This window comes from Streptomyces sp. SA15, assembly GCF_002291145.1.
GTDB lineage: Bacteria > Actinomycetota > Actinomycetes > Streptomycetales > Streptomycetaceae > Streptomyces.
In genome coordinates this window covers 1-24,982 of record NZ_NTGE01000040.1, presented here as the reverse complement: position 1 = coordinate 24,982, position 24,982 = coordinate 1, and the positions used below count along the sequence as shown (strand labels likewise).

General features: G+C 71.7%; 20 protein-coding genes, 1 tRNA gene, 1 pseudogene and 1 riboswitch. Of the genes and pseudogenes, 12 read left to right on the top strand and 10 right to left on the bottom strand.

Annotated elements, in window-relative coordinates; genetic code table 11:
* Positions 1-111: 111 nt before the first annotated feature.
* Both CLM62_RS06430 and CLM62_RS06425 read right to left on the bottom strand, forming a co-directional pair.
* Complete coding sequence (locus tag CLM62_RS06430) at positions 112-1,107, bottom strand: DUF2207 domain-containing protein (RefSeq protein ID WP_095748879.1); 996 nt, start codon at positions 1,105-1,107, stop codon at positions 112-114.
* Complete coding sequence (locus CLM62_RS06425; RefSeq protein ID WP_095748878.1) at positions 1,107-2,078, bottom strand: FAD-dependent oxidoreductase; 972 nt, start codon at positions 2,076-2,078, stop codon at positions 1,107-1,109. The genes CLM62_RS06430 and CLM62_RS06425 overlap by 1 nt, the downstream gene beginning before the upstream one ends.
* 141 nt (positions 2,079-2,219) lie before the next feature.
* Here CLM62_RS06425 and CLM62_RS06420 point away from each other — a divergent pair, with 141 nt between their 5' ends.
* The 4 genes from CLM62_RS06420 to CLM62_RS06405 all read left to right on the top strand — a co-directional run bounded on the left by CLM62_RS06420 (position 2,220) and on the right by CLM62_RS06405 (position 4,708).
* On the top strand, positions 2,220-3,170 hold the full coding sequence (locus CLM62_RS06420; RefSeq protein ID WP_179381970.1) for a LysR substrate-binding domain-containing protein: 951 nt from the start codon (positions 2,220-2,222) through the stop codon (positions 3,168-3,170).
* 139 nt (positions 3,171-3,309) lie between these two features.
* Entirely contained in the window at positions 3,310-4,017 is a 708-nt protein-coding gene (locus tag CLM62_RS06415; RefSeq protein WP_373559116.1) for a leucine-rich repeat domain-containing protein, read from the top strand.
* A 153-nt stretch (positions 4,018-4,170) separates the two neighbouring features.
* On the top strand, positions 4,171-4,437 hold the full coding sequence (locus CLM62_RS06410) for a type II toxin-antitoxin system Phd/YefM family antitoxin (RefSeq protein WP_095748876.1): 267 nt from the start codon (positions 4,171-4,173) through the stop codon (positions 4,435-4,437).
* Between the two features lie 7 nt (positions 4,438-4,444).
* On the top strand, positions 4,445-4,708 hold the full coding sequence (locus CLM62_RS06405) for a type II toxin-antitoxin system RelE/ParE family toxin (RefSeq protein WP_095748875.1): 264 nt from the start codon (positions 4,445-4,447) through the stop codon (positions 4,706-4,708).
* A gap of 191 nt (positions 4,709-4,899) precedes the next feature.
* Here CLM62_RS06405 and CLM62_RS06400 read toward each other — a convergent pair.
* Positions 4,900-5,999: pseudogene (locus CLM62_RS06400) on the bottom strand (sugar ABC transporter substrate-binding protein).
* Between the two features lie 183 nt (positions 6,000-6,182).
* On the opposite strand from CLM62_RS06400, the gene CLM62_RS06395 reads away from it, so the two are divergent.
* Together CLM62_RS06395 and CLM62_RS06390 are read left to right on the top strand one after the other, a co-directional pair.
* Positions 6,183-6,821 carry a sensor domain-containing protein gene (locus CLM62_RS06395; RefSeq protein WP_095748874.1) on the top strand — a complete coding sequence of 213 codons (639 nt, stop codon included), beginning with the start codon at positions 6,183-6,185 and terminating at the stop codon, positions 6,819-6,821.
* Positions 6,818-7,066, top strand: coding sequence for a response regulator transcription factor (locus CLM62_RS06390; RefSeq protein ID WP_373559115.1), 249 nt, complete (start codon positions 6,818-6,820; stop codon positions 7,064-7,066). Before CLM62_RS06395 ends, CLM62_RS06390 begins: the two co-directional genes overlap by 4 nt.
* Before the next feature lie 16 nt (positions 7,067-7,082).
* Here CLM62_RS06390 and ribA read toward each other — a convergent pair whose 3' ends face one another.
* Both ribA and CLM62_RS06380 read right to left on the bottom strand, forming a co-directional pair.
* Positions 7,083-7,724: a GTP cyclohydrolase II gene (gene ribA, locus CLM62_RS06385; protein WP_095748873.1), complete on the bottom strand. Its 642-nt coding sequence runs from the start codon at positions 7,722-7,724 to the stop codon at positions 7,083-7,085.
* Positions 7,725-7,839: 115 nt separating this feature from the next.
* Positions 7,840-8,358: a MarR family winged helix-turn-helix transcriptional regulator gene (locus CLM62_RS06380; RefSeq protein WP_095748872.1), complete on the bottom strand. Its 519-nt coding sequence runs from the start codon at positions 8,356-8,358 to the stop codon at positions 7,840-7,842.
* 81 nt (positions 8,359-8,439) lie between these two features.
* Between CLM62_RS06380 and CLM62_RS06375 the strand changes: the two genes are divergently transcribed.
* From CLM62_RS06375 to CLM62_RS06360, 4 genes are all read left to right on the top strand, one after another.
* Entirely contained in the window at positions 8,440-9,567 is a 1,128-nt protein-coding gene (locus CLM62_RS06375) for a dihydrofolate reductase family protein (RefSeq protein WP_095748871.1), read from the top strand.
* Positions 9,568-9,664: 97 nt separating this feature from the next.
* A tRNA-Met gene (locus CLM62_RS06370) sits at positions 9,665-9,738 on the top strand.
* Between the two features lie 305 nt (positions 9,739-10,043).
* A riboswitch (cyclic di-AMP (ydaO/yuaA leader) is annotated at positions 10,044-10,201 on the top strand.
* 12 nt (positions 10,202-10,213) lie between these two features.
* Positions 10,214-11,242 carry a M23 family metallopeptidase gene (locus CLM62_RS06365; RefSeq protein ID WP_095748870.1) on the top strand — a complete coding sequence of 343 codons (1,029 nt, stop codon included), beginning with the start codon at positions 10,214-10,216 and terminating at the stop codon, positions 11,240-11,242.
* An 80-nt stretch (positions 11,243-11,322) separates the two neighbouring features.
* Positions 11,323-12,267: an aldo/keto reductase gene (locus tag CLM62_RS06360; RefSeq protein WP_095749030.1), complete on the top strand. Its 945-nt coding sequence runs from the start codon at positions 11,323-11,325 to the stop codon at positions 12,265-12,267.
* Between the two features lie 303 nt (positions 12,268-12,570).
* On the opposite strand, the gene CLM62_RS06355 is transcribed toward CLM62_RS06360, so the two are convergent.
* The 4 genes from CLM62_RS06355 to CLM62_RS06340 all read right to left on the bottom strand — a co-directional run bounded on the left by CLM62_RS06355 (position 12,571) and on the right by CLM62_RS06340 (position 17,815).
* On the bottom strand, positions 12,571-13,926 hold the full coding sequence (locus tag CLM62_RS06355) for a PrsW family intramembrane metalloprotease (protein WP_095748869.1): 1,356 nt from the start codon (positions 13,924-13,926) through the stop codon (positions 12,571-12,573).
* 49 nt (positions 13,927-13,975) lie between these two features.
* Positions 13,976-14,824 (bottom strand): tRNA (guanosine(46)-N7)-methyltransferase TrmB, encoded by an 849-nt coding sequence (trmB, locus tag CLM62_RS06350; protein WP_095748868.1) that lies wholly within the window; start codon positions 14,822-14,824, stop codon positions 13,976-13,978.
* A 179-nt stretch (positions 14,825-15,003) separates the two neighbouring features.
* Positions 15,004-16,215 (bottom strand): L-2-hydroxyglutarate oxidase, encoded by a 1,212-nt coding sequence (gene lhgO, locus CLM62_RS06345; RefSeq protein ID WP_095749029.1) that lies wholly within the window; start codon positions 16,213-16,215, stop codon positions 15,004-15,006.
* Between the two features lie 175 nt (positions 16,216-16,390).
* Positions 16,391-17,815, bottom strand: a complete 1,425-nt coding sequence (locus CLM62_RS06340) for an MFS transporter (RefSeq protein ID WP_095748867.1) — start codon at positions 17,813-17,815, stop codon at positions 16,391-16,393.
* A gap of 749 nt (positions 17,816-18,564) precedes the next feature.
* Here CLM62_RS06340 and CLM62_RS06335 point away from each other — a divergent pair.
* Both CLM62_RS06335 and CLM62_RS06330 read left to right on the top strand, forming a co-directional pair.
* Positions 18,565-20,664: an asparagine synthase-related protein gene (locus CLM62_RS06335; protein WP_095748866.1), complete on the top strand. Its 2,100-nt coding sequence runs from the start codon at positions 18,565-18,567 to the stop codon at positions 20,662-20,664.
* Between the two features lie 140 nt (positions 20,665-20,804).
* Positions 20,805-24,146, top strand: a complete 3,342-nt coding sequence (locus CLM62_RS06330; protein WP_095748865.1) for a BTAD domain-containing putative transcriptional regulator — start codon at positions 20,805-20,807, stop codon at positions 24,144-24,146.
* A 12-nt stretch (positions 24,147-24,158) separates the two neighbouring features.
* Here the strand turns inward: CLM62_RS06330 and CLM62_RS06325 are convergent.
* Positions 24,159-24,982 (bottom strand): NPCBM/NEW2 domain-containing protein (locus CLM62_RS06325; RefSeq protein ID WP_257003693.1); only part of this gene is annotated, 824 nt, incomplete at its 5' end.

The window sequence follows — 24,982 nt, the reverse complement described above, 5'->3', positions numbered from 1 at the left end:
TCACGACTCGGCGCGGCCGGTTACTACGGATGCGACGGGATGACCCTGAGCCGATGCCTGTGACCGGAGACTGTCTTAAGAGCCGGAGACCGCCTTAGACCGGAGACTGTCTTACCCACCGCCTCCGCCGCCGCCTCCGCTGTCCGCGCCCGGCGGCCGAAGGGGAGCGATGGTGCCGACGATCGCGCCGGCAAGGGCGGCGAGCCCGTGGGCCGGCGGATCGTCGAGAAGAACGGAGTGGCGGTTGGTGTCGAGGGCGAAGTGCTCGCGCAGTCGGTCTTCCCACTCGGGGCCGAATCCGTGCAGCATCGCGAAGGGCAGCGCCTGCTCGTAGAAGCTGAGCGAGGCCTGGTCCGGCGGCAACGGGTCCTCGCGGGCCAGGATCTCCCGCAGTCGGCCGGCGTACGTTCGGGCCGCGTCACGCACTCGCCGGCCTTCCCCGGTGAGGAACCAGTCGGTGGACGGCGCGAACCAGGCCACGCCGGCTCCCGCGAGGGCGCCGTAGCACAGGCCGATGGCGACCGCCGGGGACAGGGACGCCCCGCCTGTTGTCTGGGCCAGCACAAGCGTTCCGGAGAGCCCTGGGAAGAAGCACAGGACGCCCAAGGCCCGCAGGCAGCCTCTGGCCGAGACCGGCCGGGTCCGTGCCCATCCGGCTCGTCGCAACTCCTCGTCGGCCGACCTTCTGACCGGGCCGACCAGATGAGCCCAGGTGGCGACCTGATGCCCGCCCTTGTAATCCGCGGCGAACGAGGCTGTCCGGACGGGGATGCGGTCGACCCTGTCGGTGAACAGCAGTCGGAGGAGAAGCCGCTCGTCCGGGCGGAGGTTCTCCGACGCGGGGTCCGTGGCCGACTGGATCGTGCGGTCGTCGACCAGACGGACAAGGCCGCGCGTGGCCAAGTGAAGGATCTGGTGAGCGATGCTCCGCGCGACGGATTCGAGGGCGTTCGCGCGGCCCAGTGCGAGCAGGCCGTGTCCCAGCAGGCCGGCCTGGTCGTAGAGGCTGTCCAGGGTGCGCTGGAGTTGCGCCGTGGACTCCGTGCGCGGGGGCGAGGTCGTAGCGGCCGTGTCGGCTTTCCTGTCGGTGGGTCGGCGGCGGCGCATCAGCGGTCGCCGCCGAGCGCGAGTGCGAGTGCGGTGGCGGCATCGGCGCATCCCCATGCCAAGGTGACGCCGGCGCCGCCGTGCCCGTAGTTGTGGACCAGCCGTGTCGCCCCGTCCGGGACGTGCGGGTCGGCTTCCAGCCGGACCCCGCCGCTTCGGTGCGGCCGTAGCCCCACCCGGTGTCCGATGACCGGGGCGTCGGCGAGTTCCGGCAGCAGGGCGGTGCAGCGGCGCAGGATCGCCCGGGCGGTGTCCGGGCAGGGGACGGTGTCCCACCGGTCGTCCTCGAAGGTGCCTCCCAGGACGACGTCGGTGCTGCGGGGGTGGATGTAGGTGTAGCCGTCCGTGTCGTCCTCGTCCCGCAGGGAGACGTGCAGGCCGGGGTTGCCGACCAGGAGCAGCTGGCCCCTGACCGGCCGCAGCCGCGAGTCTCCGCACAGCGCGCGAGCGCCCAGGCCGGTGGCGTTGACCACCACCGGCGCCCACACGGTCGCCTGGTCCAGGCGGTTGATCCGGCGCAGCACGAGCGTGCCGCCCGCTGCGGTGAACTGCTCCTGCAGCCATGGCAGGTAGCGGGGCATCTCCACGGACGGCACGGTGAACGCCAGACCGGCGGTGTAGGGCGCCCGTATCTCGTCCGCCCCCAGCCGACGTACGTCGGGGACGGCCGCCGTCCACCACTGGACGGCGGGAGGTTCGGCCCGCTGCAGCATCCTTGTCGGGCGCATCACCACCCCGGGCACACCGTCGGCCGCTTGGCGGGCGAGTTCGTCGAATGTTCGGGTGGCCCAGTCCAGTACCCGCGGTTGGCCCGGCGTCCGGGTCGGGTACCAGACGGCCGCCGCGACCGACGACGTGGTCGAGCCCGGTGGCTCGGCCGTCACCAAGACGACCCGGGCACCCGCCTGTTGCAACCGCAGCGCGCTGGTGAGCCCGATGACCCCGCCACCGACGACCGCCACATCGAACATGTCGGCACCACCCTCCTGACCTCGCGGGTTTGCGTACCGCCCAGTGCACAGCGCGGGCTGACGGGCCGTCCAAGACCAGTCCTGCTCGATGCGATAAGAAGTGCTTATAGAAGCGCTTATGGAAGTGCTTATAGTCGGTGGATGGACCTGCGACGGCTGCGGTACTTCGCGGTACTGGCCGAGGAGTTGAACTTCACCCGGGCCGCGCACAGGCTGCACATCGCCCAGCCCGCCCTGAGCCAGCAGATCAAGGCGCTGGAACGGGACGTCGGTGCCCGTTTGATCGACCGGACCAGTCGTGGCTGCGCCCTGACCGCCGTGGGTACGGTCGTGGCGCGTGAAGCCGTCGAACTGCTGGCCCACGCGGCCGCGGCGCAGGAGCGGATCCGTGCGGTACGCGACGGACGGCGGGGCCAACTGCGCCTGGCCTACACACGCTCCGCGCGTGGCGGCGTCGTCGACGCCCTCGTCGCGGAGTTCCGCGCACGCAACCCGGACATCGACCTCGTCCCGCAGACGGGGTGGACGGCACACAACATCACCGAACTGCTCGCCGGCCGGCTGGACGCGGCCTTCGTCCGCCCTCCACTGGACACCCCGGGCATACAGTGCCGCCTGGTCGCCCGGGAAGAACTCCTCCTGGCCGTCCCCGGGGACCACCCGCTCGCCGGCGAACGCAGGATCCCCCGCCATCGCATCGCCTCGGAACCGGTGATTCTGTGGCCGCGCGAGAACGGCCCGGGCATGCACGACCGGATCACCCAGCAGCTGTGGCCCCATGGAGGCCCGCGCATCGTCCGCGAGGAACCCGACGACGAGCAGCTTCTCCTCGCGGTGGCCACGGGCGCCGGAATCGCACCGGTGCCCGAGGGGCGGGCCCGTGCGCTACGGATACCCGGGGTGCGTCTACGGCGGCTGACCGCGCCCGTTCCCACGGTGGACATCGCCCTGGCCTACCACCGGGGCTCTGCTGCCACTCCCCTGCTGGAGCGGCTTCTGGATGTCATCGAGTCGGTGGGCGGGCAGGCGGGGCCGGAGAGCTCCGCGGGCCCGGTGCGGGGCGTCGGGTCGGGGACGACGCTTGGGCCCTGATCGGGAAGGCGAGGGGAGCGGGCGGATCGTGCCGCTCTCCGACATCGAGGACGGGAAGAGGACGGGAAGAGGACGGGAGGAGGACGCGAAGACGTACCCGTCGACGTACCGAGAAAGGGATCACGCCGTGCCGCACACGCTGAACCTGTGGCGTCAACAGCTGGGAAAAGTACCCAAGTCGGTCTGGCAGCACACCGAGCTCCAGGTGCTGATCCTCGCGGACAACGGGCTCACGGAACTCCCACCAGAGATCGGACGGCTGCACCGGCTTGCCACCCTGGACCTCGGTCACAACCACCTCACCTCCGTGCCCGCCGAACTGGGCGACCTGGCCGACCTCAGCGGCTGCCTCTACCTGCACGACAACAAGCTGTCGGAGATCCCGGACGCGCTGGGAAACCTGACGCGGCTGCGCTACCTCAACATCGGCGAGAACACGCTCACCGCCCTGCCCGAGGCGATCGGCCGCATGACCGGCCTGATCGAACTCCGGGCACAGCACAACCGGCTGACCACACTGCCCGACAGCATCGGCCACCTCCACAGCCTGCGCGAGCTCTGGCTGCGGGGAAACGCGGTCGAAGGCCTGCCGCCGTCCACGGCCGAGCTCCACGAACTGCGTCACCTGGACCTGCGGGAGAACGCCCTCACCGAACTGCCGGAGTCGCTGGCCAGGCTTCCCCGCTTGCGTCAGCTCGACGTGCGAAGCAACCGCCTCGCCCGGCTGCCGGACTGGGTCGTCGACATGCCTGCGCTGGAGAAGCTGGACCTGCGCTGGAACGCCTGCGCGCCTTCACCGTCGCTGCTGACCGAATTGGAGCGGCGAGGGTGCGTGGTCCTCCTGTAGACCGAGAGCTGCTGCTCGGCGGCCTGCCGTGCGCGCTGAAGGGGCCGCGCGACGCAACGCACGGCCCCCTTCAGGCGTTCGGCCCGACGGAAACACCAGGCTCGCCCAGGCGCGCGGTTGTGTACACATGGGACACTCGGTACCCTTGGGCGCATGACCCACATGCCCATAGAGTCCATCCGTGACGTACGCGCCCACCTGGCCGAGGTCGTCGAGCGGGCCGACCGGGACGACACCCCCACGGTCATCACTCGACGGGGCAGGCAAGTGGCCGCCGTCGTGTCGATCGAGGTCCTGCGCAGGTACCAGGAGTGGGAAGAGCGCGAGATCAACCGGATCATCGACGAGCGTATGGCCAATCCGGCGGCCGGTGTCCCGATCGAGGACGTCATGAGGGAGACGCTGGCGCGCAGTGAATGAGCACAGCGTGAGTGAGTACCGCACCGTCTTCCGGCCGGAGGCCCGGGCCGAGCTGCGCAAAATCCCCCGGGACGCGGCGCTCCGCATCCTTGCCAGGCTGACGGAGCTGGAGACCGACCCGTTCGGCTTCCACACCACCGCGCTCGTGTCCCAGCCGGACAGGCGCCGACTACGCGTCGGCGACTACCGCGTCATCTACACGATCGACAACGGCGAATTGGTGGTGTGGGTCGTCCAGGTCGGACACCGTTCCACGGTCTACGACACCTGACGCGGACGGCCCGGGGTTCAGTGGGGTGCGTCGAGGAACCAGGAAGCGATCCCGTCCCACACCTTCTGCTTGCGTCGCCGGTGTTCTCGCCTCACCGTATGCGCGCGCCCCGCGCCCCTTCGTACGCGGTAACCCGCAACGACGTACGAGCCGAGAATGAACAGCCCTACAGCCCTACAGCCGCACAGCCCTCACGACCCCAGCCCCGCCGCATCACAAGCCGCCTCGATCTCCGCCGTACAGATCTGGTCGATCGTGTACATGCCGTCCTTGACGACGGTGTCCTCGATGTTGTCCCGGGTCACGGCAACCGCGGGGAGCACGACGGCCGGGATGTCCTTGGTGGTGGCGTTGCTGACCCGGTCCTTGGCGATCTCGTCGAGGCTCTCGCCGCGGCCCAGGGTGAGGGCCATCTCGGCGGCCGCGGCGGCTTGGTCCGCGTAGGACTTGTAGACGGTCATGTACTGCTCTCCGGTGACGATGCGCTGGATGGCCGAGACCAGAGCGTCCTGGCCGGTGACCGGTGGCAACGGGTCGATGCGGGCGGATTTGAGGGCGGAGATGACGCCGGAGGCGAGCCAGTCGTTGGCGGCGTAGACACCGTCGATCCTGTCTGCGCCGAGGGTGGCGATGGCGTTCTTCATGTTCTGGTGGGCGGTCGAGATCTCCCACCCGGGTGTGTCATGGGCCTTGCCGATCTTCACCTTGCCCGCGAGGACGGAGAGCGCGCCCTTCTTGAACGCGTTCGCGTCCGGGTTGATGGGATCGCCGTTCATCATGACGATCTGGCTGTCGCCGGCCCTGTCGCCCAGAGCCTCGAGAAGTGCCCTGCCCTGGAGTTCGCCGATGTGGTGGGGTCGAAGGAGACGTAGGCCGAGATGGGGCCCTCCGCGAGGTGGTCGTAGGCGACGACCGGGATGTCCGCCGCGTGTGCGTCTCTGATCGACGAGCGGATCGCCTCGGCGTGGACGGAAGCGAGGATCAGGACATCGACACCCTTGGTGATCATCGCCTCCGTTTGCTGCCCCTGGGTGGCCGCGCTGAGCCTCGCGTCGGCGTACTCCACCGTGCAGTCGGCGCACAGGTCTTTGATCTTCTGCTCGATCAGGGGCTTGTCGAACTGCTCCCAGCGGGTGGTTCCCCCGTAGCCCGGGAGCAAGAGGCCGATCTTCAGGTTCCGGCCCGAGCCGCCCGACTCGCCGGAATCGCCGGATCCCCCGCAGGCGGCAAGACCGACGGCCAGTGACACAGCTGTCACGGCGCCGACAACACCACGTAGACAAGGACGCATCTCCCCGGCCTCCTACCACCCACGAGTCCACCACGGGAGTGGCTCCACAGCCACCGGACGCCGACAGGACACCGACAGAACGCCGTCGGCAGCACCGGACACGCCCCTGGTGTAGCCCGCTACACCCTCATCCCGGGTATCTGCTCCCCTGTGCCCCCCACCCGGCTCGCATACGTTTGCGCCATGTGGAAAACCGTTCAGCGCGCCGCCTGGGCCACGGTGCACCTCGTCGTGGCCGCGGCGATGGCGTTCGGTGTGTGGATCTTCATCACCGTGCTGCTGATCACCGCCATCGGCACGGTCGCGGTGGTCGGCGCCTGGGTGCTGCCCGAGACGGTGCTGCTGATCCGGCGGATCGCCGGCGCCAAACGCGGGCTGACGGCCGGGTGGACGGGGCGGCGGATCCCCGAGGCGTATCAGACCATCGGCGGGACGCTGCGCGAGCGGCTGCGGATCGCCGTACGGGATCCCGGCACGCTCACCGACCTGCGCTGGATGCTCGCCTACTACTTCTACGGCGCCCTCGTCTTCCTCGCGCTGCCGCTGTGGCCCGTCGGGCTGGTCGTCGACGGCGTGTGGTGCGGGCTGCTGCGGCGGCGGGCCGTCGTACTGCCGTTGATCGTCCGGCTCGCCGACCTGGAGGCCCACTGGTCGACCGCGCTGCTCGTGCCGTCGCCGAAGGCACAGCTGGCCGCGCGGGTGGAGGAACTGAAGGAGACCCGGGCCGACGCGATCGCCGCGCACGGTGCCGAGCTGCGCCGGATCGAGCGGGACCTGCACGACGGCGCGCAGGCGCGGCTGGTGGCCCTGTCGATGTGGTGACCGAGCTGCTGACCCGTCGCCGCGACACCCCGCTCGACTCGCTCACCCCGCGCGAGCGCGAGGTGCTGAAGCTGATGGCGGAGGGGCATGACAACGCCACCATCGCCAAGCTGCTCGTCGTCACGGAACGCGCTGTGCACAAGCACATCGGCAACGTCTTCCTGAAGCTGGGGCTGCCGCCGAGCGACAGCGGGCACCGCCGGGTGCTGGCCGTGCTGGCGTACTTGGCGCAGACCCCTCAGTGACGCGGGCGTTGAGCTCTCAGACCGCGTGACGCCCCGTCAGTTCTCCCAACGGCAGCGTGTGCTGGGTCTGGAGGACCTTCGCGCGCAGGTAACGGACGTTGTGTGCGGTGGTGAAGACCCCCGTGGGGACGCGGTCGCGGACGTCGATGCCGAGGTCGCGCAACTGGGCCGACTTGTCGGGGTTGTTGGAGAGCAGGTCCAGGGTGGAGATGCCCAGGGCCCGGAGCATCTGCGCCGCCGCCGTGTAGTCGCGGGCGTCCTCGGGCAGGCCCAGCGCGGTGTTGGCGGCGTAGGTGTCGAGGCCCTGGTCCTGAAGGGCGTACGCGTCCAGCTTGTTGTAGAGGCCGATGCCGCGGCCCTCCTGGCGGAGGTAGAGCAGGACGCCGCCGCGGTCGGCGATGCGCTCGACCGCCTCGCGCAGCTGCGGGCCGCAGTCGCAGCGGGCGGAGCCGAAGACATCGCCGGTCAGGCACTCGGAGTGGAGGCGGACCAGCGGGGTGGTGCCGGGAGCGGGGTCGCCGAGGACCATGGCCACGTGTTCCTGGCCGTCGGCCAGGCCGTGGAAGGTGACCAGTTCGGCGTCGACGCCGTAGCCGTCGTGGAAGCGCAGCGGTACCCGGACGCGGGAGCGGGGGGTGGCGGCGGGGAAGTCGGGCATGCGGGTTCTCCCGGGTAGGGTCCGGTGGTCACATCTGCTTCAGATTTGAAGCAGATCTACGGCTACGGACCCTACCTCATGCTTTAAATTTGAAGCAACGGGTGTGCGGTGAGGGTCACTGGCAGGACGGGGACGAGCGGCGACGCCAAGGGACCTCGTCGGGGGCGGGGCGTTCCCCGTCGTCTCCCTGGAGGGCCCGGGTGATACCTGTGCAGATCTCCTCCAGCTGGCCCACCTGCTCCTCGGTGAGGTGGTCGAAGAGGGAGGTGCGAACTGTCTCGACGTGTCCCGGCGCCGCCTGCTCCAGGACCGTCATGCCCTCGTCGGTGAGAATGGCGAGGCTGCCGCGCTTGTCCCAGCGGCAGCTCTCCCGCCGCACCAGGCCGTCCTTCTCCAGCCGTGTCACCCCGTACGTCAGCCGGCTGCGCGTGATCTTCAGCCGCTCGGCGAGATCGGTCATACGCAGGCGGCGTTCCGGAGTCTCGGAGAGGGTGGCCAGGATGGAGTAGTACAGGTGGGGCATGCCGGCGTCCTGCTGGAGCTGCCGGTCGAGCGCGTCCTCCAGGAGGTGCGTCGCGGCGATGTACGCGCGCCAGGCGCGCTGCTCCTTGGGGGTGAGCCAGCGAGTCGTCATGCAGCCAGTGTAGATTGTTTCAAACTTGAACCAAGCAGCCCTGTTGAAACGCCTGATTCTCCTCCGAGAGGGACCGCGCCGATGCCCCACCCGTACGTCCTCCTCTCTGCCGCCGTCTCCCTCGACGGCTACCTGGACGACACCGGCCCCGAGCGCCTCCTGCTGTCCGGCCCGGCCGACTTCGACCGGGTCGACGCGGTCCGGGCGTCCGTCGACGCGATCCTGGTCGGCGCGGGGACCATCCGTGCCGACAATCCGCGGCTGCTGGTCAACTCGCCGGAGCGGCGAGCGGCCCGGGTGGCCGCGGGCAAGCCGGAGTACCCGCTCAAGGTCACGGTCAGCGGCTCCGGGGACCTGGATCCGACGGCGAAGTTCTGGCACACGGGCGGCGAGAAGATCGTCTATACGACGGACAAGGGCGCGGAGCGGGCCCGGGCACTGGGCCTGGCCGCCGACATCGCGCCCCTGGGCGCCGAACTCGACTGGCGGCAGCTCCTCACGCACCTGCACGACGTCCGCGGGGTCCGCCGCCTGATGGTCGAGGGCGGCGGACAGATCCACACCCAGCTGCTGAGGCAGGGGCTCGCGGACGAACTCCAGCTGGTGCTGGCGCCGCTGTTCGTGGGCGATTCGAAGGCCCCGCGCCTGTTCGGGCCCGGGCCCTACCAGGGCGGGCGTCTGCGGCTGGTGGAGACGCGGGCGGTCGGTGACGTCGTGCTGATGCGGTACGAGCCCACGGCACCCGGGGTGGGCGTGGCCGCGTCGGCCGCGGATCACCACTGGCTGCGGCTCGCGTGCGAGCTGGCGGAGCGGTGCCCGCCGTCGGCGACGGCGTTCAGCGTGGGGGCGGTGGTGGTGGCGGCCGACGGTACGGAGCTGGCGCGGGGCTACTCCCGGGAGACCGACTCCGTCGAGCACGCCGAGGAGGCGGCGCTGGGGAAGGTCGAGCCGGGTGATCCTCGACTGGCGTCCGCGACGGTGTACAGCAGCCTGGAGCCGTGCGCACGACGGGCGTCCCGGCCGGTTCCGTGTGCTCGGCTGATCCTGGAGGCGGGGGTGCGGCGGGTGGTCACGGCCTGGCGGGAGCCGGACACGTTCGTGGCGGGGGCCGACGGGAGCGGGGTGCTGGCGGCCGGGGGTGCGGAGGTGGTCGTGCTGGGGGAATACGAGGGGCGGGCCAAGGGGCCCAATCGGCATTTGCTGGGGTGAGGCCTCGCTGCGAGGCCCTCACCCGGTGCACCCGATGACAACCGTGACCACCGTGGCGACTCGTGTCCTTCGCATGGCGTACACTGGTGATTACCGACGCGGGGTGGAGCAGCTCGGTAGCTCGCTGGGCTCATAACCCAGAGGTCGCAGGTTCAAATCCTGTCCCCGCTACTGAAGGCCGAGGGCCGGAATCCGAAAGGGTTCCGGCCCTCGGTTTTTTCGTGCGTGCCGCACGTCCATCACCGTTGTCACGGGTGGTGACCGGGCGACCGCCCTCCGCATAACAACTGAGACACCGTCAATACCTGTGTGACACATGAGGTGCGGCCAACTCGCCCGTTTTTCGCCGGTCATGGACCGTAAAGTCCCAGGCGAAAACGTTAATGATCAAGCGGAACAGCTTGGAATCGAGCCCCCGGGTCTATTAACGTTCGATAACGCAGCGCGGTCGTCCCAGCCGTCACAAGAGGCGGCTCCGTGCGCACGCGCCGAATCCCGCAAGGGAACCGGGGAACCACCACCTTGGGGTGAATCGCGTGGATGCCACCGTGAAGTCACGGCCGGTATACGCGCGTAGGAGACCTTCCTGCTCCGAACCCGTCAGCTAACCCGGTAGGCGAGAAGGAAGGAAAGGAGCACGCCCCACGTGGCGTCCAACCGGCCTGCCCCAGAAGCCCCGTTCGAGCCGAGCCAGCGCGACACCGAGGTCTTCGGCTACGGCGACTACCGCACCGACGAGGGCCCCTGGACGGAGTGGAACCCCACCGAGGAGTCCATCCGACCCGTACGCGGCCGGCACCGTGTCGCCAAGCAGCGCGGCGGACTCGCCCGCAGCTCCACCGTCCTCGGCGTCGGTGTCATAGCCGCCGTCGGCGCGGGCGGCATGGCCAGCGCGCAGACCGGCAAGCCGCCGGTGTCCATCTCCATGCCCGACCTCCCGGGCGTGAGCTCCCTGATCTCGGACGAGGAAGCCCCCGAGGGCTCCGCGACCGCGCTCAGCAGCGTCGGTGTGGCCTCCGACGACACCGATCAGGGCGCCGCGGGGGCCGGTGAGGCGCTGCGCTCCCGGATCCTGGCGCAGGCCGAGCAGCAGCAGGAGCAGGTCGAGAGCAAGGCCGCCGCAGACGCCGCGGCCGCCGCCGAGAAGGCGGCCGCCGAAGCTGCCGCCAAGGCGGAGAAGGAGGCCGAGGCCAAGGCCGCCGCCGCGAAGAAGAAAGCGGAGGAGGAGGCCAGGCAGAAGGCCGAGGCCGAGCGCCTCGCCGAGCTGGCCAGGCAGTACACGCTGCCGACCTCCTCGTACACCATCACCTCCACCTTCGGTCAGGCCGGCGCGTACTGGTCCTCCGGCCAGCACACCGGCCTCGACTTCGCCGCGCCCACGGGCACGCTGATCAAGGCCGTGCACAGCGGCACGATCACCCAGGCCGGCTACGAGGGGTCGTACGGCTACAAGACGGTGCTCACCCTCGATGACGGCACGGAGATCTGGTACGCCCACCAGTCGTCGATCAGCGTCAGCGTCGGCCAGAAGGTCAACACGGGCGATGTCATCGGCCGCGTGGGCGCCACGGGCAACGTGACCGGCGCGCATCTCCACCTGGAGGTCCACTCGGACGGGGCCGACAACGGGATCGACCCGATGGCCTGGCTGCGGAGCAAGGGCCTCAACCCCTGAGACCCTGAACCCCGCTGATTTACGCGGTTTTTGCGGGCGCCTCGGAATGAGGCGCTTCGCTGCCGCCGTTGATCTACATCATGACTTCCCTTCGCAAGCTCGGTAGCTCGGACCTCGAGGTCTTCCCGCTCTCCCTCGGCGGCAACGTCTTCGGCTGGACCGCCGACGAGGCGGCCTCCTTCGCCGTGCTCGACGCGTACACGGCCGCGGGCGGCAACTTCGTCGATACGGCCGACTCGTACTCGGCGTGGGTCGACGGCAACGAGGGCGGCGAGTCCGAGACCGTCATCGGCAAGTGGGTCAAGGCACGCGGCAATCGCGCCGACGTGGTGATCGCGACCAAGGTGAGCCAGCACCCCGAGTACCGGGGCCTGTCCGCCGCCAACATCAAGGCCGCCGCCGACGCCTCACTGCGCCGCCTCGACACCGACTACATCGACCTCTACTACACCCACTTCGACCAGCCGGACGTGCCGGTCGAGGAGATCATCGGCGCGCTCGACGAGCTGGTGCGCTCGGGCAAGGTGCGGCACATCGCCGCGTCCAACATCTCCGCCGAGCGGCTGGAGGAGTCCCTCGCCTTCTCCGACCGCGAGGGCCTGGCGCGGTACGTGGCCCTCCAGCCCCACTACAACCTGGTCTCGCGCGACACCTACGAGGGCGACCTGCAGAACCTCGCCGAGCGCTCCGGCCTGGCCGCCGTCCCGTACTACGCGCTCGCCTCCGGCTTCCTCACCGGCAAGTACCGCCCCGGTACGACGGTCGACAGCGCGCGGGCCGAGGGCGCCGCCAAGCACCTGGAGACCGAGCGCGGCCAGAAGGTCCTCACCGCTCTCGACGAGATCGCCCAGACCCACGACGCCCCGGTCGCCACGGTGGCCCTGGCGTGGCTGGCCGCCCAGCCGACGGTGGCGGCCCCGATCGCCTCCGCGCGGACGGTGGAACAGCTGCCGGCGCTGGTGGGGGTGGCGGATCTGAACCTGACGGAGACCGAGATCGGCCGCTTGACGGAGGCGTCGGCCTGACCTGCCGTAGGCGGCCTGACTCGCCGTAGGCCTCGGCCTGACTTTGCCGGAAGCCTCGGCCTGATCTCGGGCCGGCGGATTCTTCTCGGTGGCTTGAGAGCCTGTGTCACACCCGGGCCAGGCGGCGGGCGCCCGGCCGGGGATGTGACACAGGCTCTGAGCTTCGGTCGGCCACTTCCCGCCCGCCGTCCATCGGTCACTTTCTGCCGTCGGCCGCCGCATTCCGCCGCATTCCGCCGCGCGACGGCGCTCAGTCGCGACGGCGAGGCCCGGCCGTGCCGTGCCCGGCGCGCCCCTCGGTGATCACGTCCGGTACGGGTTGTAGGCCGGATATGGCACCACCGGAGACGCCGGAGACGCCGGAGACGCCGGAGACGCCGGAGATGCCGGATACCCGTACACCCCGTACACCGGCCACGGCGGCGCGGCCACCGCCACCGGCGGGGCCGTCGCCCGTGCCGCGTGGTCCAGGGCGGGACGCGCCACCTCCCGGCGGCGCCACAGCTCGTGCAGCAACTCCCGTTCCCGTACGACGAAGTCGGCGCCCGCGCGGCCACGGCGCCCCCGACGCCGTAGGAAGGCCAGCGAGGTGGCGTACGCCTCGTACTGCGCCACCGCCCGCGCCGCGGACCGCCCGCCGTGGTGCCGGGCGTAGTCGCGGGCCAGCTGCCGGGCCCGCATCGAGCCGAGCGCGTACGGCTCGGCCGGGGTCAGCCAGCCCGCCACGGTGTACGCGGGCAGCTCCTCCCGTACGGTCTTCAGCTCCCGCTGCCGGGTCCAGATGACCAGCCAGGTCAGCAGGCCGAACGCGGGTACCATGAAGGACGCGTAGACGGCGAAGAACCCGTACTCGCCGAACGTCGACGAGCCGTTCCAGATCGCGTGCATGGCCATCGCGAGCAGCAGCCCGGACAGGGGGAGCAGGATCCGCCTCACATGCTGGCGGTCGCCCGACAGCGCGGCGATGCCGAAGCCGATGCCGGTGAGGACGGTGAAGAGCGGGTGCGCGAACGGCGACATGATGACCCGCACGAAGAAGGTCGCCGCGGTGACGGAGGCGATCCCGCTGTCGCCGGTGAGCTGGTCGGTGCCGAAGGCGGTGCCGAGGTAGAGGATGTTCTCGGTGAACGCGAAGCCGGTGGCGGTGACCCCGGCTATCACCACCCCGTCGACGATGCCGGTGAAGTCCCGGCGCCGGAAGAGGAAGACGAGCAGGACGGCGGCCGCCTTGGCGCACTCCTCGACGACGGGCGCTATGACGGTCGCCCCGAGGGTGTCCGCGCTGGAGGGGTCGGCGGTCGCCGTCGCTATCCATCTGGTGGCGAAGCTGTTGGCGACGATCGCTATCAGTGCCGCCGCACAGGCCCCCCAGGCGAAGGCGAACAGCAGATTCCGCCAGGGGCCGGGCTCCACCCGGTCGAGCCACCGGAAGGCGGCTATGAGCAGCGGCACCGGTAGCACCGCGAGCCCGAGCCCGACCAGGAAACCCTCCGTGCCGGTCTGTTGCCGGACGAGGGCGAGGATGACGAGCCCGGACAGCGTGAGGAGGGTGATCAGCGCGCCGTAACGCACCCACTTCTTCTGCCACCAGTGCGCGTGCCGCAGTGCGCCGCCGGCGGGATCACTGGGGTGCGTCGGGTAGGGGGGACAGGTGGCCACGGCATTGACCCTAACGAGGCAGAGGCGCCGCCGCAGGAGCGTGAGGCGGCTAGGCGCCGGTGGGGGGTTGGTCTTCGAGCCGGCTCCCGTGCCGGCTCTCTTGCTGGTCCTCGTGCTGTACGCGGCGGAAGAGCAGGTCGTTCACGACATGTCCCTTGTCCAGTCCCTGCCCCTCGAAACGGGTCAGCGGCCGGAAGGCCGGACGTGGCGCGAAACCGCCGTTGGGCTGCGTGTTCTCGAAGTCGGGGTGCGCCGTGAGCACCTCGAGCATCCGCTCCGCGTACGGCTCCCAGTCGGTCGCGCAGTGCACGATCGCCCCCGGCCTGAGCCGGGTCGCGGCGAGCGTGAGGAACTCCGGCTGGATCAGCCGCCGCTTGTGGTGCCGCTTCTTCGGCCAGGGGTCGGGGAAGTACACGCGCAGGCCGTCGAGGGAGTCGGGGGTGAGCATCTCGCGCAGCAGGATGATCGCGTCGCCGTTCCCCACCCGGATGTTGGACAGCCCGTCCCGTTCGGCGAGATTGAGCAGATTGCCCTGCCCGGGGGTGTGTACGTCCACGGCGAGGATGTTGGTGTCCGGGTCGGCGGCGGCCATCCGGGCCGTGGCCTCCCCCATCCCGAACCCGATCTCGAGCACGACGGGATTGCCGTTCCCGAACAGCTCACCGAGGTCGATGACGCGCTGCCCGTCGATATCGAGCCCCCACTTGGGCCACAACCGCTGCAACGCGTCCGCCTGCCCGGCCGTCACCCGACTCCGCCGCGGCTGAAAACTCCGAATCCGCCGCTCGAAGTGCGACCCGGCGGGATCGGCCTGGGGGCCGTCCGGGAACCGGGGCTCGCCCTTGGCCCGGACGTGGCGGGCGGAAGGGTTTTCGGGGGTGTGGAGGTAGTCAGACACAGTGAGGTCGATTTTACGGGGGCGGAGCCCCAGGAGGGTCACCTCTCGAGGTACCGAGTCGGGTGGTGGGTGGGCACAGGCGGGGGTCCAGGGTGCGGAGCCCTCTGGCGGGGTCGAAGGGGCGGAGCCCCTGGTGAGGGGACGGGTAGGGGCGGCGGGGGCGAAAACCACAGGCCCCCTCACAGCGTGCCCAGCACAGCCAACGCCCGCCGAGCCACCTCCCGCCCGATCGGCAGCGAAGCCGTCGCCGCGGGCGAAGGCGCGTTCAGCACATGCACCGCCCGCTCCCCCTCCCGAATCAGGAAGTCGTCCACCAACGTCCCGTCCCGCAACACCGCCTGCGCCCGCACCCCCGCCGCGGCCGGCACCAGATCCCCCTCCTCGACCTCGGGCAACAACCTCCGCACCGCCCCGACGAACGCCCCCTTCGACACCGACCGCCGCAGCTCCCCCGCCCCATACCGCCAGTGCCGCCGAGCGATCCGCCACGCCCCCGGCCACGCCAGCGTCGCCCCCAGCTCCCGCACCCGCAGGGTCCCCCACCCGTACCCCTCCCGCGCCAGCGCCGGCACCGCGTTGGGCCCGATGTGCACATCCCCGTCGATCCCGCGCGTGAGATGCACCCCGAGGAACGGAAACGCCGGATCCGGCACCGGATACACCAGCCCCCGCACCAGCTCGGGCCGCGCCAGCGAGTAGTACTCCCCCCGGAACGGCACGATCCGCATCCCCGGCTCGTCCCCGGTCATCCGAGCGACCTCGTCGCAGTACAGCCCGGCACAGTTCACGAGCACACGCGCGCGTACGACCTCCCCGCCCCCGGTGAGCACGGCGACCCCGACCCCAGCCCGCCGGTCGATCCGCACCACCTGAGCCCCGTACCGGATCTCCGCCCCCGAAGCCTCGCCCAGCTGCCGGGCGACCCCCACGAAGTCGCACACCCCGGTCGTCCCGACGTGTATGGCCGCGAGCCCCCGCACCTCCGGCTCGTACTCCGCGATCTGGGCCGCGCCCAGCTCCCGTACCGGAATCCCGTTCTCCCGCCCGCGCTGCACCAGCGCGTGCAGCCGCGGCAGCTCCGCCCGCTCGGTCGCGACGATCAGCTTGCCGGTGACGGCGTGCGGGATGTCGTACTCCGCACAGAACTTGATCATCTCCGCGGCACCCTTCACGGCATACCGCGCCTTGAGCGACCCGGGCCGGTAGTAGATCCCGCTGTGGATCACCCCACTGTTGCGCCCCGTCTGATGCCGGGCCGGCCCGGGCTCCTTCTCCAGCACGATCACACGAGTGCCAGGCGCGGCCCGGGTGATCGCATACGCGGTCGACAGCCCGACGATCCCACCGCCGACGACGAGCACGTCACAGTCGTAGACGATCTGCCGCACCACCTGCACCACCTCCCACCTCGATAGTGCACTGCGCCACTGACAGCACCTTCAAACGCAGGAGGACTGCATGCCGAAAAGGGGCGCGGGGAACTGCGCGACAAGCCACATGCAACCCGCAGCCCCGAATCCACAGGACCCGGCAGACGAGTGGGCCCCGGCGCCCCCAGCGGAGCGCTTACGCAGGAGTCATGAGCAACGGCCGAGCCCGCTCCCGCAACTCCACCACCCGCGGCTCATCCCCGTACGGCTCCAGCCGGTGAAGCAGATCCTTCACATACTCGGTGGTACGCGCGGAAGAGATACGCCCCGCGACCTCCACCGCCCGCACCCCCTGCTCGCATGCCGCATCGAGATTGCCGGACTCCAGCTCGGCGACGGCCGACACGACGAGCCGCAGCCCGTGCGAGCGTACGAACTCCTCCGTCGGCTTCGACAGCGCCTGCTCCGTGAACCGGCGCACCTGACGCGGCGCCTTCAGATCGCGGTAGCACTCCGCGGCGTCCGCGGCGAAACGGTCGTAGGAGTAGAAGCCGAGCCAGGACGGGTCGTTGTCGCCGTCGCGGGCCCGCTCCAGCCAGCCCTCGGCCGCCTTCAGGGCCGCGCCGGCCGCCTGGGCGTCATTCGCGCGCGCGTGTGCGCGTGCCTCGACCAGGCGGAAGAAGCTCATGGTGCGGGCGGTCGCGAGGCCCCGGTTGCGTTCCAGGGCGGCCTGGGCGAGGTCGACGCCCTCGTCGCCGAAGCCGCGGTAGGTCGCCTGCAAGGACATGGAGGCCAGGACGTACCCGCCGAGGGGGACGTCGGCCGCCGCGCGTGCGAGGCGCAGCGCCTGGATGTAGTACCGCTGGGCGGCCTCCTGCTGGCCGGTGTCGAAGGCCATCCACCCGGCGAGGCGGGTCAGCTCGGCCGAGGCACCGAACAACGCCCTGCCCACCTCATCGGAGTAGGAGCCGAGCAGCAGCGGTGCCGCCTCCACCCGCAGGCACTCGGGGACCATGGACGAACGCCAGTCGCCGCCTCCGTACTTGGAGTCCCAGCGCCTGGCGTCCTCGGCGGCCTCCCGCAGCTTCTGCACATCACTGTGGCCGACTTTGAGCGGTGCGCCGGAGCCCTCGGCGGGGTTCACCTCGCGCGCGACCGAGCTGTCGGCCGGGGTTATCAGCCACCGCGAGGCAGGCGTTGCGTATGCGCTCACTGCGAACGAACCGGCCAGGGACTGCCAGATGCCGCCGGAGCCTGCCCGGCGTCCGGCGAGGTCGAGGCGGTACAGCTCCGTCGCCGACTTCACCGCCTGTCCGACGTCTCTGGGGAAGGCGAGGCCCACTTCGGGTGCGGGATCCGCGTCCGCCAGGCCGATCTCGTGGAGCGGCACGGGGCGGCCCAGCTTCTGGCCGATCGCGGCGGCGATGAGGTGCGGCGCGGCACCCTGCGGCACCATGCCCTTGGAGACCCAGCGGGCCACCGAGGTCTTGTCGTAGCGAAGTGTCAACCCGCGTTGAGCGCCAAGGTCGTTGACGCGTCGCGCGAGTCCTGCGTTGCTGATTCCCGCGAGGGCGAGAACGGCGCCGAGCTTTTCGTTCGGCCCGCGTTGCTCCCTGGACATTGCGCCACCCCTCGACACAGACGGCTGCCGCGCTGGCATAACCATGCGGCATTCGTAAACCCAGCGTAGTTCGCCGCATCCCAAGCGTTAAGGGGCATTGTTCCGGTTGGCGGGATTGTGGTCCGTACTGAAGTGCGGCTCCGACACGGGGAGTTGCGGCGTGCTCCCGCTGTGTGGCCGTGCGCCCGCCCGTGCGCTCTTCTCCGGCCATCGGGGGAGCGGTTCCATGGCTCATGCGTGGGTCGGCCCGCTGTACTGGATCCAGTGGGCTGGGGGATGCCGCCGCCTCCATCCCCGCGGGCGGCGGACCGGCCCGGGGGGCGAACTGACGTCTCCCGGGCTGCGCGCCCGCCGGGCGGTGGGCGGAGCATGTACGGAGCGTGTGCGGAGCGCGCTCAAGGCCGATCCGGCTGCGCCGATTTGGCCGAAAATCGACCCTCCCCCGTCAAGGGCTTCAGCCCTTCTACCACGGCACTTGAGGGCGCGTTCGGTGTTTTTGGGGAGCGTATCGGGGGCGCATTCGCGTCGCAGTCGCTCTGGCGTTCTCTCTCGCTCACTCTCCCGTCCGCCGTCGATCTCCTTGCCTCGCCCGGGTGTTCGACACGGTGCGGTGCGGTGGGGGAGTATCCGCCGGGGCGCACTTCGGGGAGCACGAGCGGCTCCGCCGCCCCTCCTGTGCGCGTCCTTCATGGCAGCATGGTGACCGGTTCGAACGGTGCACTGGTTGTCCACAGCCTGTGGAGGCGTCGATGCGGTGGTTGGTGGGATGGAGCAGCACCGCCGCGGGCGCCGCCGCGATCGGCTCCGCGGGGGCCACCGGGCACGACGGTGAGACCCTGCACCCGGTGGGCTCCCAACTGCTGTGGGGCGATCCCGATCCCCTGTGGGCGGTCGGCGACTGGCGCCCCGACGAAGTCCGGGTGGTGAAGGCCGACGCCCAGACCCGGATCGCAGTCCTCGGCACCTGCGGGGCGACGGACGAACAACTGCGGGTGGGCCTCTTCGCCGCGCGCGGGGGCGCACTTCGGCATCTGACGGCATGGCCGGGAAGTTACACGGCCGTCGTCCAGGTGGGCCGCCGGATCACCGTCTGCGGCGATCTCGCGGGCGCCCGCCCGGTGTTCTACACCCCCTGGGCGCAGGGCACGGCCTATGCGACGGCCGCGCTCCCCCTCGCCGACCTCATCGAGGCCAACCTCGACTTCGGGCACCTCGCCGCGCTCCTCGCCGCCCCCGACGTGCCGGCCGCGCTGCACGACTCCACCCCCTACGACGGCGTACGGCGCATCCCGCCGGGGCACGCGCTGATCCTGCGCACCGGGGCCCGCGAGATCGCCGGGTACGAGCCGGTCGCCTCCCTGGCGGTGGCGGCACCCTCCGCCGACCCGGACAGCGCGGTGGACGCGGTACGCGACGCGCTGGTCGACGCGGTACGCGCGCGACTGTCGGCACCTCGGCACGTCCCCGGCGCCGACATCGACCCCGGTCCGGTCCCCGGCATGGGGCCCGCCGAACGCCGTGCCGCGCGCGGGATGCCGGTCCCGGGCATCGGGGCCGACCTCTCCGGCGGTCCGGCCTCCGGCACCCTGGCCCTGCTCGCCGCAGGCCTCCCGGGCATGCCGGGCACGGTCCTGGGACACGGCACGGGCGCGGGGGAGCGACTGCTGGCGGTCACCTTCAACGACCTGGTGGTCGGCGGAAGGGAGGCCGAGGTGGAACGGGCCGGAACACTCGCGGCCAACCCCCGCCTGCACCATGTGGTCGTCGCCGGCGGCGAGGAGACTCTTCCGTACGCCGACCTGGACGGCCCACTGACCGACGAGCCCGGCCCGTCCCTGGTGACGGCGGCCCGCCACCGCGCGCGGCTCGCCTCCGGCAGCGCGGACCACTTCACCGGCTACGGCGCCCGCCAGGTCCTGGACGCCCACCCGGCCCGCCTGGCGGACCTGCTCATGGACCGCAAACGCCGCCACCTCGTACGCCCGGTAGCCGCCCTCGCGAAGGTGGACGGTTCGGTGCTGGTGCCCGCGCGCGTGTACAGCGCCGCCCGCCGCCTGTCCCGCACCCCGTACCGCGCCGGCCTCGAAGTCCTCTCCGACCGCCTCATGCAGCGCCGCTTCGAGGAGCCCGGAGGTGCCGTGGGGGCGTCCCTCGCCGCGCTCACCTGGGCCAGACCGGGGCCGGCGGCGCGCTGGCTCACGGGTGAGGCGTTGGCTGAAGTATCGGTTCGCCTGCAGGGCGCCACTCACCGCTCCGGGGTCGGCCCCGGCCAACGCCCCGGCGACTTCCGCGCGCGGGCGGCACTGGCCCGGCAGGCGGCGGACCTGCGCGTGCTGGAGCAGGCCGCCGAGATCCGCTTCCAGCGCCTGCACACGCCGTTCCTCGACAACCAGGTCGTCCGCGCCTGCCGCGCCCTGCCGGAGGCGCTGCGGGTCAAGCCGGGCGCCCGGGCCGCGATCCTCCGCACGGTCCTGGAGGGCGCCGGCGTCGCCGACCTCCCGCCCGGCTGGGGCGCCCCCTCCCACGCGTCCTCGGCAGCCGCCGCCCGCACGGGCCTACGGGTGGCGGCGGACTCCCTGATCGACCTCTTCGGAACACCGCTGCTCGCGCAGGCGGGCCTGGTGGAGGCCCGGGTGGTCCGCAAGGCCCTCCGCGCGGCGGCAGAGGGCGAACCCCTGCCCCTGGACGGCCTGGCGGACCTGATCTCCCTGGAACTGTGGCTCGGCCGCCTCCTCGCCCGCCGAGGCACCTGCTGGACGGGGACACCGGCCCGCCAGCGGGCGGTACCGGCGGGGATCACACCGCAGAGGGGGGCGCTTGCCTCGGGGGGCGGGAACGCGTTCGCCTGAGGCCGTTGGGGCAAAGGCCGGGGCCCTGGGGGCGGAGCCCCCCGCGGGGCCCGCACCAACGGAGGGTGCCCAACGAACCCCGGGCACAAGAATCCGCGGCTCCAGAAACCCCGCACAGACACCCCGGGGACAATAGCCCGGTGCGGTACACAATCCTCGGCGTCACCCAGGCACAGGACGACCACGGCACCGCCATACCCCTGGGCGGCCCCCGCCTCCGCGCCCTCCTCACCGCCCTCGCCCTGCGCCCCGCCCGCGTCACCGCCCCCGAGACCCTGATCGACGAGGTCTGGGCCGACGCCCCGCCCCAGGACGCCCCGGCCGCCCTCCAGGCCCTGGTCGGCCGCCTCCGCCGTACCGTCGGCAAGGACGCCGTCACCTCCGAGCCCGGCGGCTACCGACTGGCCGCCGCCCCGGACGACGTCGACCTCTTCCGCTTCGAGCGCCTGGTACGGCAGGGCACCACCGCCCTGGCGAACGGCGACGCCCCCACCGCCGCCCGCGACCTCCGCGACGCCCTCGCGCTGTGGCGCGGCCCCGCACTCGCCGACCTCCCCGACCGCACCGCCGCCGCGCGCCCGGAGGCACTGCGCCTGGAGGCGACCCGCGCCCGGATCGAGGCGGACCTGCGACTCGGCCGCGCCCAGGACGTCGTACCGGAGCTGAAGGAACTGACCGCGGCGCACCCGTACGACGAACCACTGCACGCCCTGCTCATCCGCGCCCTGCGCGACACCGCCCGCCGCGCCGACGCCCTCGCCGCGTACGAGAGCGCCCGCCGGGCCCTCGCCGACGGCCTCGGCACCGACCCGGGCCCCGAACTCCGCGCCCTGCACACCGACCTGCTCACCCCACCGACCCGGGAACCGCGAACCCCACCGACCCGGGAACCGCGAACCCCACCGACCCCGGAACCGCGAACCCCACCCACCCGGGATCCGCAACCCCCACCCCCCGACCGCACCACCAACATCCGCCCCCGCCTGACGACTTTCGTCGGCCGGGAACCCGAACTCGACGCCATCCGTTCCGAATTGCACAGGACCCGCCTCGTCACCCTCACCGGACCGGGCGGCTCCGGAAAGACCCGCCTCGCCGAGGAAGCCGCCGCCGGGCTCCCGCAGGCGTGGCTGGTCGAGCTGGCGCCGCTCGACCAGCCGGAGGCGGTGCCGGGCGCGGTGGTCAGCGCGCTCGGTCTGCGCGAGACCGTGCTCATGACCAGCGAGCTGACGGCCCCGCAGGACGACCCCGTCGCCCTGCTGATCGAGTACTGCGCCCCGCGCAGCCAACTCCTGATCCTTGACAACTGCGAACATGTGATCGACGCGGCGGCCGCCCTCGCCGAAACCCTCCTCACCCGCTGCCCGGGGCTCACGATCCTCGCCACCAGCCGTGAACCCCTGGGCGTCCCCGGCGAGTCGGTGCGCCCGGTCGAGCCCCTCCTCCCCGACCAGGCGCGGCGCCTCTTCGCCGAGCGCGCGACCGCCGTCCGCCCCGACGCGGCCGCCGTACTCGGCGACAAGGAGGCCGTCGCCGAGATCTGCCGCCGTCTCGACGGGCTGCCGCTCGCCATCGAGCTGGCGGCGGCCCGGCTGCGGCTGCTCACCCCCCGTCAGATCGCCGACCGCCTCGACGACCGCTTCCGCCTCCTCACCTCCGGAAGCCGCACGGTCCTGCCCCGCCAGCAGACCCTGCGCGCGGTCGTCGACTGGTCCTGGGAACTGCTCGACGACCAGGAGCGGACGGTCCTGTGCGAGGTGTCCGTCTTCGCGGGCGGCTGGCAGCTGGAGGCGGCGGAGGCCGTGTGCACCGGCCCGGCCGCGGACCTGCTCGGGGCGCTCGTCGACAAGTCCCTAATCGTCGCCACGCCGTACGACCGCCCCGGCGGCGACGGCATGCGGTACCGCATGCTGGAGACCATCCACGAGTACGCCACCGAGCGCGCCGCCGAGTCCCCCGGGCTGCGCGCCGCCGCCGAGCGCCGACACCGCGCGTGGGTGCGCGCCCTGGTCGAGGAGGCCGAGCCGCTGCTGCGCTCCGCCGGGCAACTCCCGTGGATCGCCCGCCTGGAGACCGAGCTGGACAACATCCGCGCGGCCCTCCACCGCGCGGTCACGGCCGCGGACGAGGAGGAGGCCGGCTCCCTCGCCCTCGCCATGGGCTGGTTCTGGTGGCTGCGCAACTACCATCACGAGGGCGCGGAGTGGATCGACCAGGTCCTGCGCCTGGGTGCCGCCAGGGACGCGACCGCCCGAGATGCCACCGGCGGCGGCCCGGAACCCGTCGACACCTTCCTCGCCGCCCCGCACGAGGAGGCACACCATCCGCTGCACCCCCTGCGGATGCGCCTGCGGATCCTGCACCTCTTCCTCACGGCAGAGCACGAGCCGCTGGCCGGGCGGATGGACGACCGGCTGCGTCGGTACCTCAACCTGGTGCGGAAGCACTTCGAGAGGGGCGGCCCGGACGCGGCCCGAATGCCGGGCATCGTCTGGCCCTTGACCAGCTACGTCATCAACGGCTCGGAGGACATCCGGGCGGTCATGGACGCCGCCGTCGCCAACTGCCGTGCCCACGGCGACGACTGGGCGGTCGCCGTCATTCTGATGTTCCGTACGCACATGGTCGTCGACTCACCGGGCGGCCTCGAGGGCGTGGACGAGGACCTCGCGGAGCTCAGGACGCTCAGCAGGCGCGCCGGCGACCGCTGGATCCGGGCCCAGGTGTGCAGCGCGGCCGGAGAGGCCGGCATGGCGCGCAGCCGCTTCGAGGAGGCCAAGGGCGAGTTCCAGGAGGCACTGCGGCTCGCCTACGAGGTGGGGGCGTACGCCGAGACGCCCTTCCTCATCGCCCGGCTGGCCGAGATCGACTACCGCTCCGGCGACCGCAGGGCCGCAGTGGCCGGGCTGGACGAGGCGAGCGCTGCCGCCGACCGCCACGGAGTGGCGGACAGCCGGGCCTTCGTCCTGCTGATGCGGGCCCAGATCGCGCTGGACGAGAAGGACACCGCCCGCGCGCGGGAGCTGTGCGGGGCGGTGCGCGCGGAGACCTGGCGGGGCACTCCGCCACCGCAGTTCATAGTGGGGCTGAAAGCGGTCGAGGCCTGGGTGACGGTCGCCGAGTCGGGCCCGGAGCAGGGCCTGCCGCAGCTGGTCGACAGCGTCCGCGAGGCGGTGGAGCGGCGGTGCGCCGAATCGATCACGGCAGCACTCGTGGACAGCTCGGCGGCCCTGTTGTCCGACCTCGGCGACCACGCGCGCGCGGCCCGCCTGCTCGCCGCCGCGGAGCACTGGCGCGGCGGCCATCCGCGCCCCATGCCCGAGCGCGCCGAGGCCGAGCGTGCCGAGGCCGCCGCCCGAGCCGAACTGGACACCGCGCGGTACGAGGAGGAGTACACCAAGGGCGTGCCCCTCACCCCGGCCGACGTGCTCCGCGAACTCGGCGAGGCCCTGCAGGCCCACCCCGCCCGGCAGGCGCCGTAAGCCCCCGGGACCTCAGGAGCAGGTGAACCTCGACTCGGCCCAGTCCGCGAGCGCCAGGTTGTCGAAGTGACTGTGCGGCTCGACCACCAGCCGTACGGTCGTGCGCCCGGCGAGGCTGACATGGACCGGCACCGCCGCGTCGCCGCCCTTGACCCTCGCCGACCGCCAGAGCCGGACCCCGTCGGCGTAGACGGAGAAGTAGACCTTGCCGAGCCCGGCCGTCATGTCGTCGACGCCGACCAGCGCGTCGTAGGCGGAGCAGGTGCGGTTGAGGTCGACGGTGACGGAGGAGTGGCCGTGCACGGTCACGCCGTGCGCGTACGTCTTGTCGGCGACCGACACGCCGTACCGCTGCCACACCCAGCTGCTCTCGCCGATCCGCATCTCGGGCTCGGTGCCGTCGCCCGTGATGTCGTACGACAGCTCGCTCCACTGATAGACGACCGGAGCGGGCGGGGGCGGCGGAGTCGGCGTGGGGGTGGGCGTCGGGGTCGGAGTCGGCCTCGGCGCGAGAGTCGGGGGCGGTGTGGGTGTCGGCGTAGGGGTGGGCCTGGGCGTAGGAGTCGGGGTCGGGGTCGGTGTGGGAGTCGGGTTGGGCGCGAGTGCGATCACGGGCGCCTTCGGCGCGGGTTCCTTCTTCGGAGACTTCGGAGGCTTCGGCGGCGCGGACGTCGGCGACTTCTCGACGATCGTGGAGGGCACGGGCGGATTGGCGTCGTTCTGCTTCTTGACCGGATCGTCGTTGTTCAACAGCGCGTACACCACCGCCGCCGCGACGCCCACGACGACCACACCGGCCGCGATACCCGCCTTCACCGGCGCGCCCAGCCCTTCGG

Coding starts and splice junctions, on each gene's coding strand:
- CLM62_RS06430 (WP_095748879.1), bottom strand. CDS start 1,107: ATGCGCCGCCGCCGACCCACCGACAGGAAAGCCGACACGGCCGCTACG.
- CLM62_RS06425 (WP_095748878.1), bottom strand. CDS start 2,078: ATGTTCGATGTGGCGGTCGTCGGTGGCGGGGTCATCGGGCTCACCAGC.
- CLM62_RS06420 (WP_179381970.1), top strand. CDS start 2,220: ATGGACCTGCGACGGCTGCGGTACTTCGCGGTACTGGCCGAGGAGTTG.
- CLM62_RS06410 (WP_095748876.1), top strand. CDS start 4,171: ATGACCCACATGCCCATAGAGTCCATCCGTGACGTACGCGCCCACCTG.
- CLM62_RS06395 (WP_095748874.1), top strand. CDS start 6,183: ATGTGGAAAACCGTTCAGCGCGCCGCCTGGGCCACGGTGCACCTCGTC.
- ribA (WP_095748873.1), bottom strand. CDS start 7,724: ATGCCCGACTTCCCCGCCGCCACCCCCCGCTCCCGCGTCCGGGTACCG.
- CLM62_RS06380 (WP_095748872.1), bottom strand. CDS start 8,358: ATGACGACTCGCTGGCTCACCCCCAAGGAGCAGCGCGCCTGGCGCGCG.
- CLM62_RS06375 (WP_095748871.1), top strand. CDS start 8,440: ATGCCCCACCCGTACGTCCTCCTCTCTGCCGCCGTCTCCCTCGACGGC.
- CLM62_RS06360 (WP_095749030.1), top strand. CDS start 11,323: ATGACTTCCCTTCGCAAGCTCGGTAGCTCGGACCTCGAGGTCTTCCCG.
- CLM62_RS06340 (WP_095748867.1), bottom strand. CDS start 17,815: ATGTCCAGGGAGCAACGCGGGCCGAACGAAAAGCTCGGCGCCGTTCTC.
- CLM62_RS06335 (WP_095748866.1), top strand. CDS start 18,565: ATGCGGTGGTTGGTGGGATGGAGCAGCACCGCCGCGGGCGCCGCCGCG.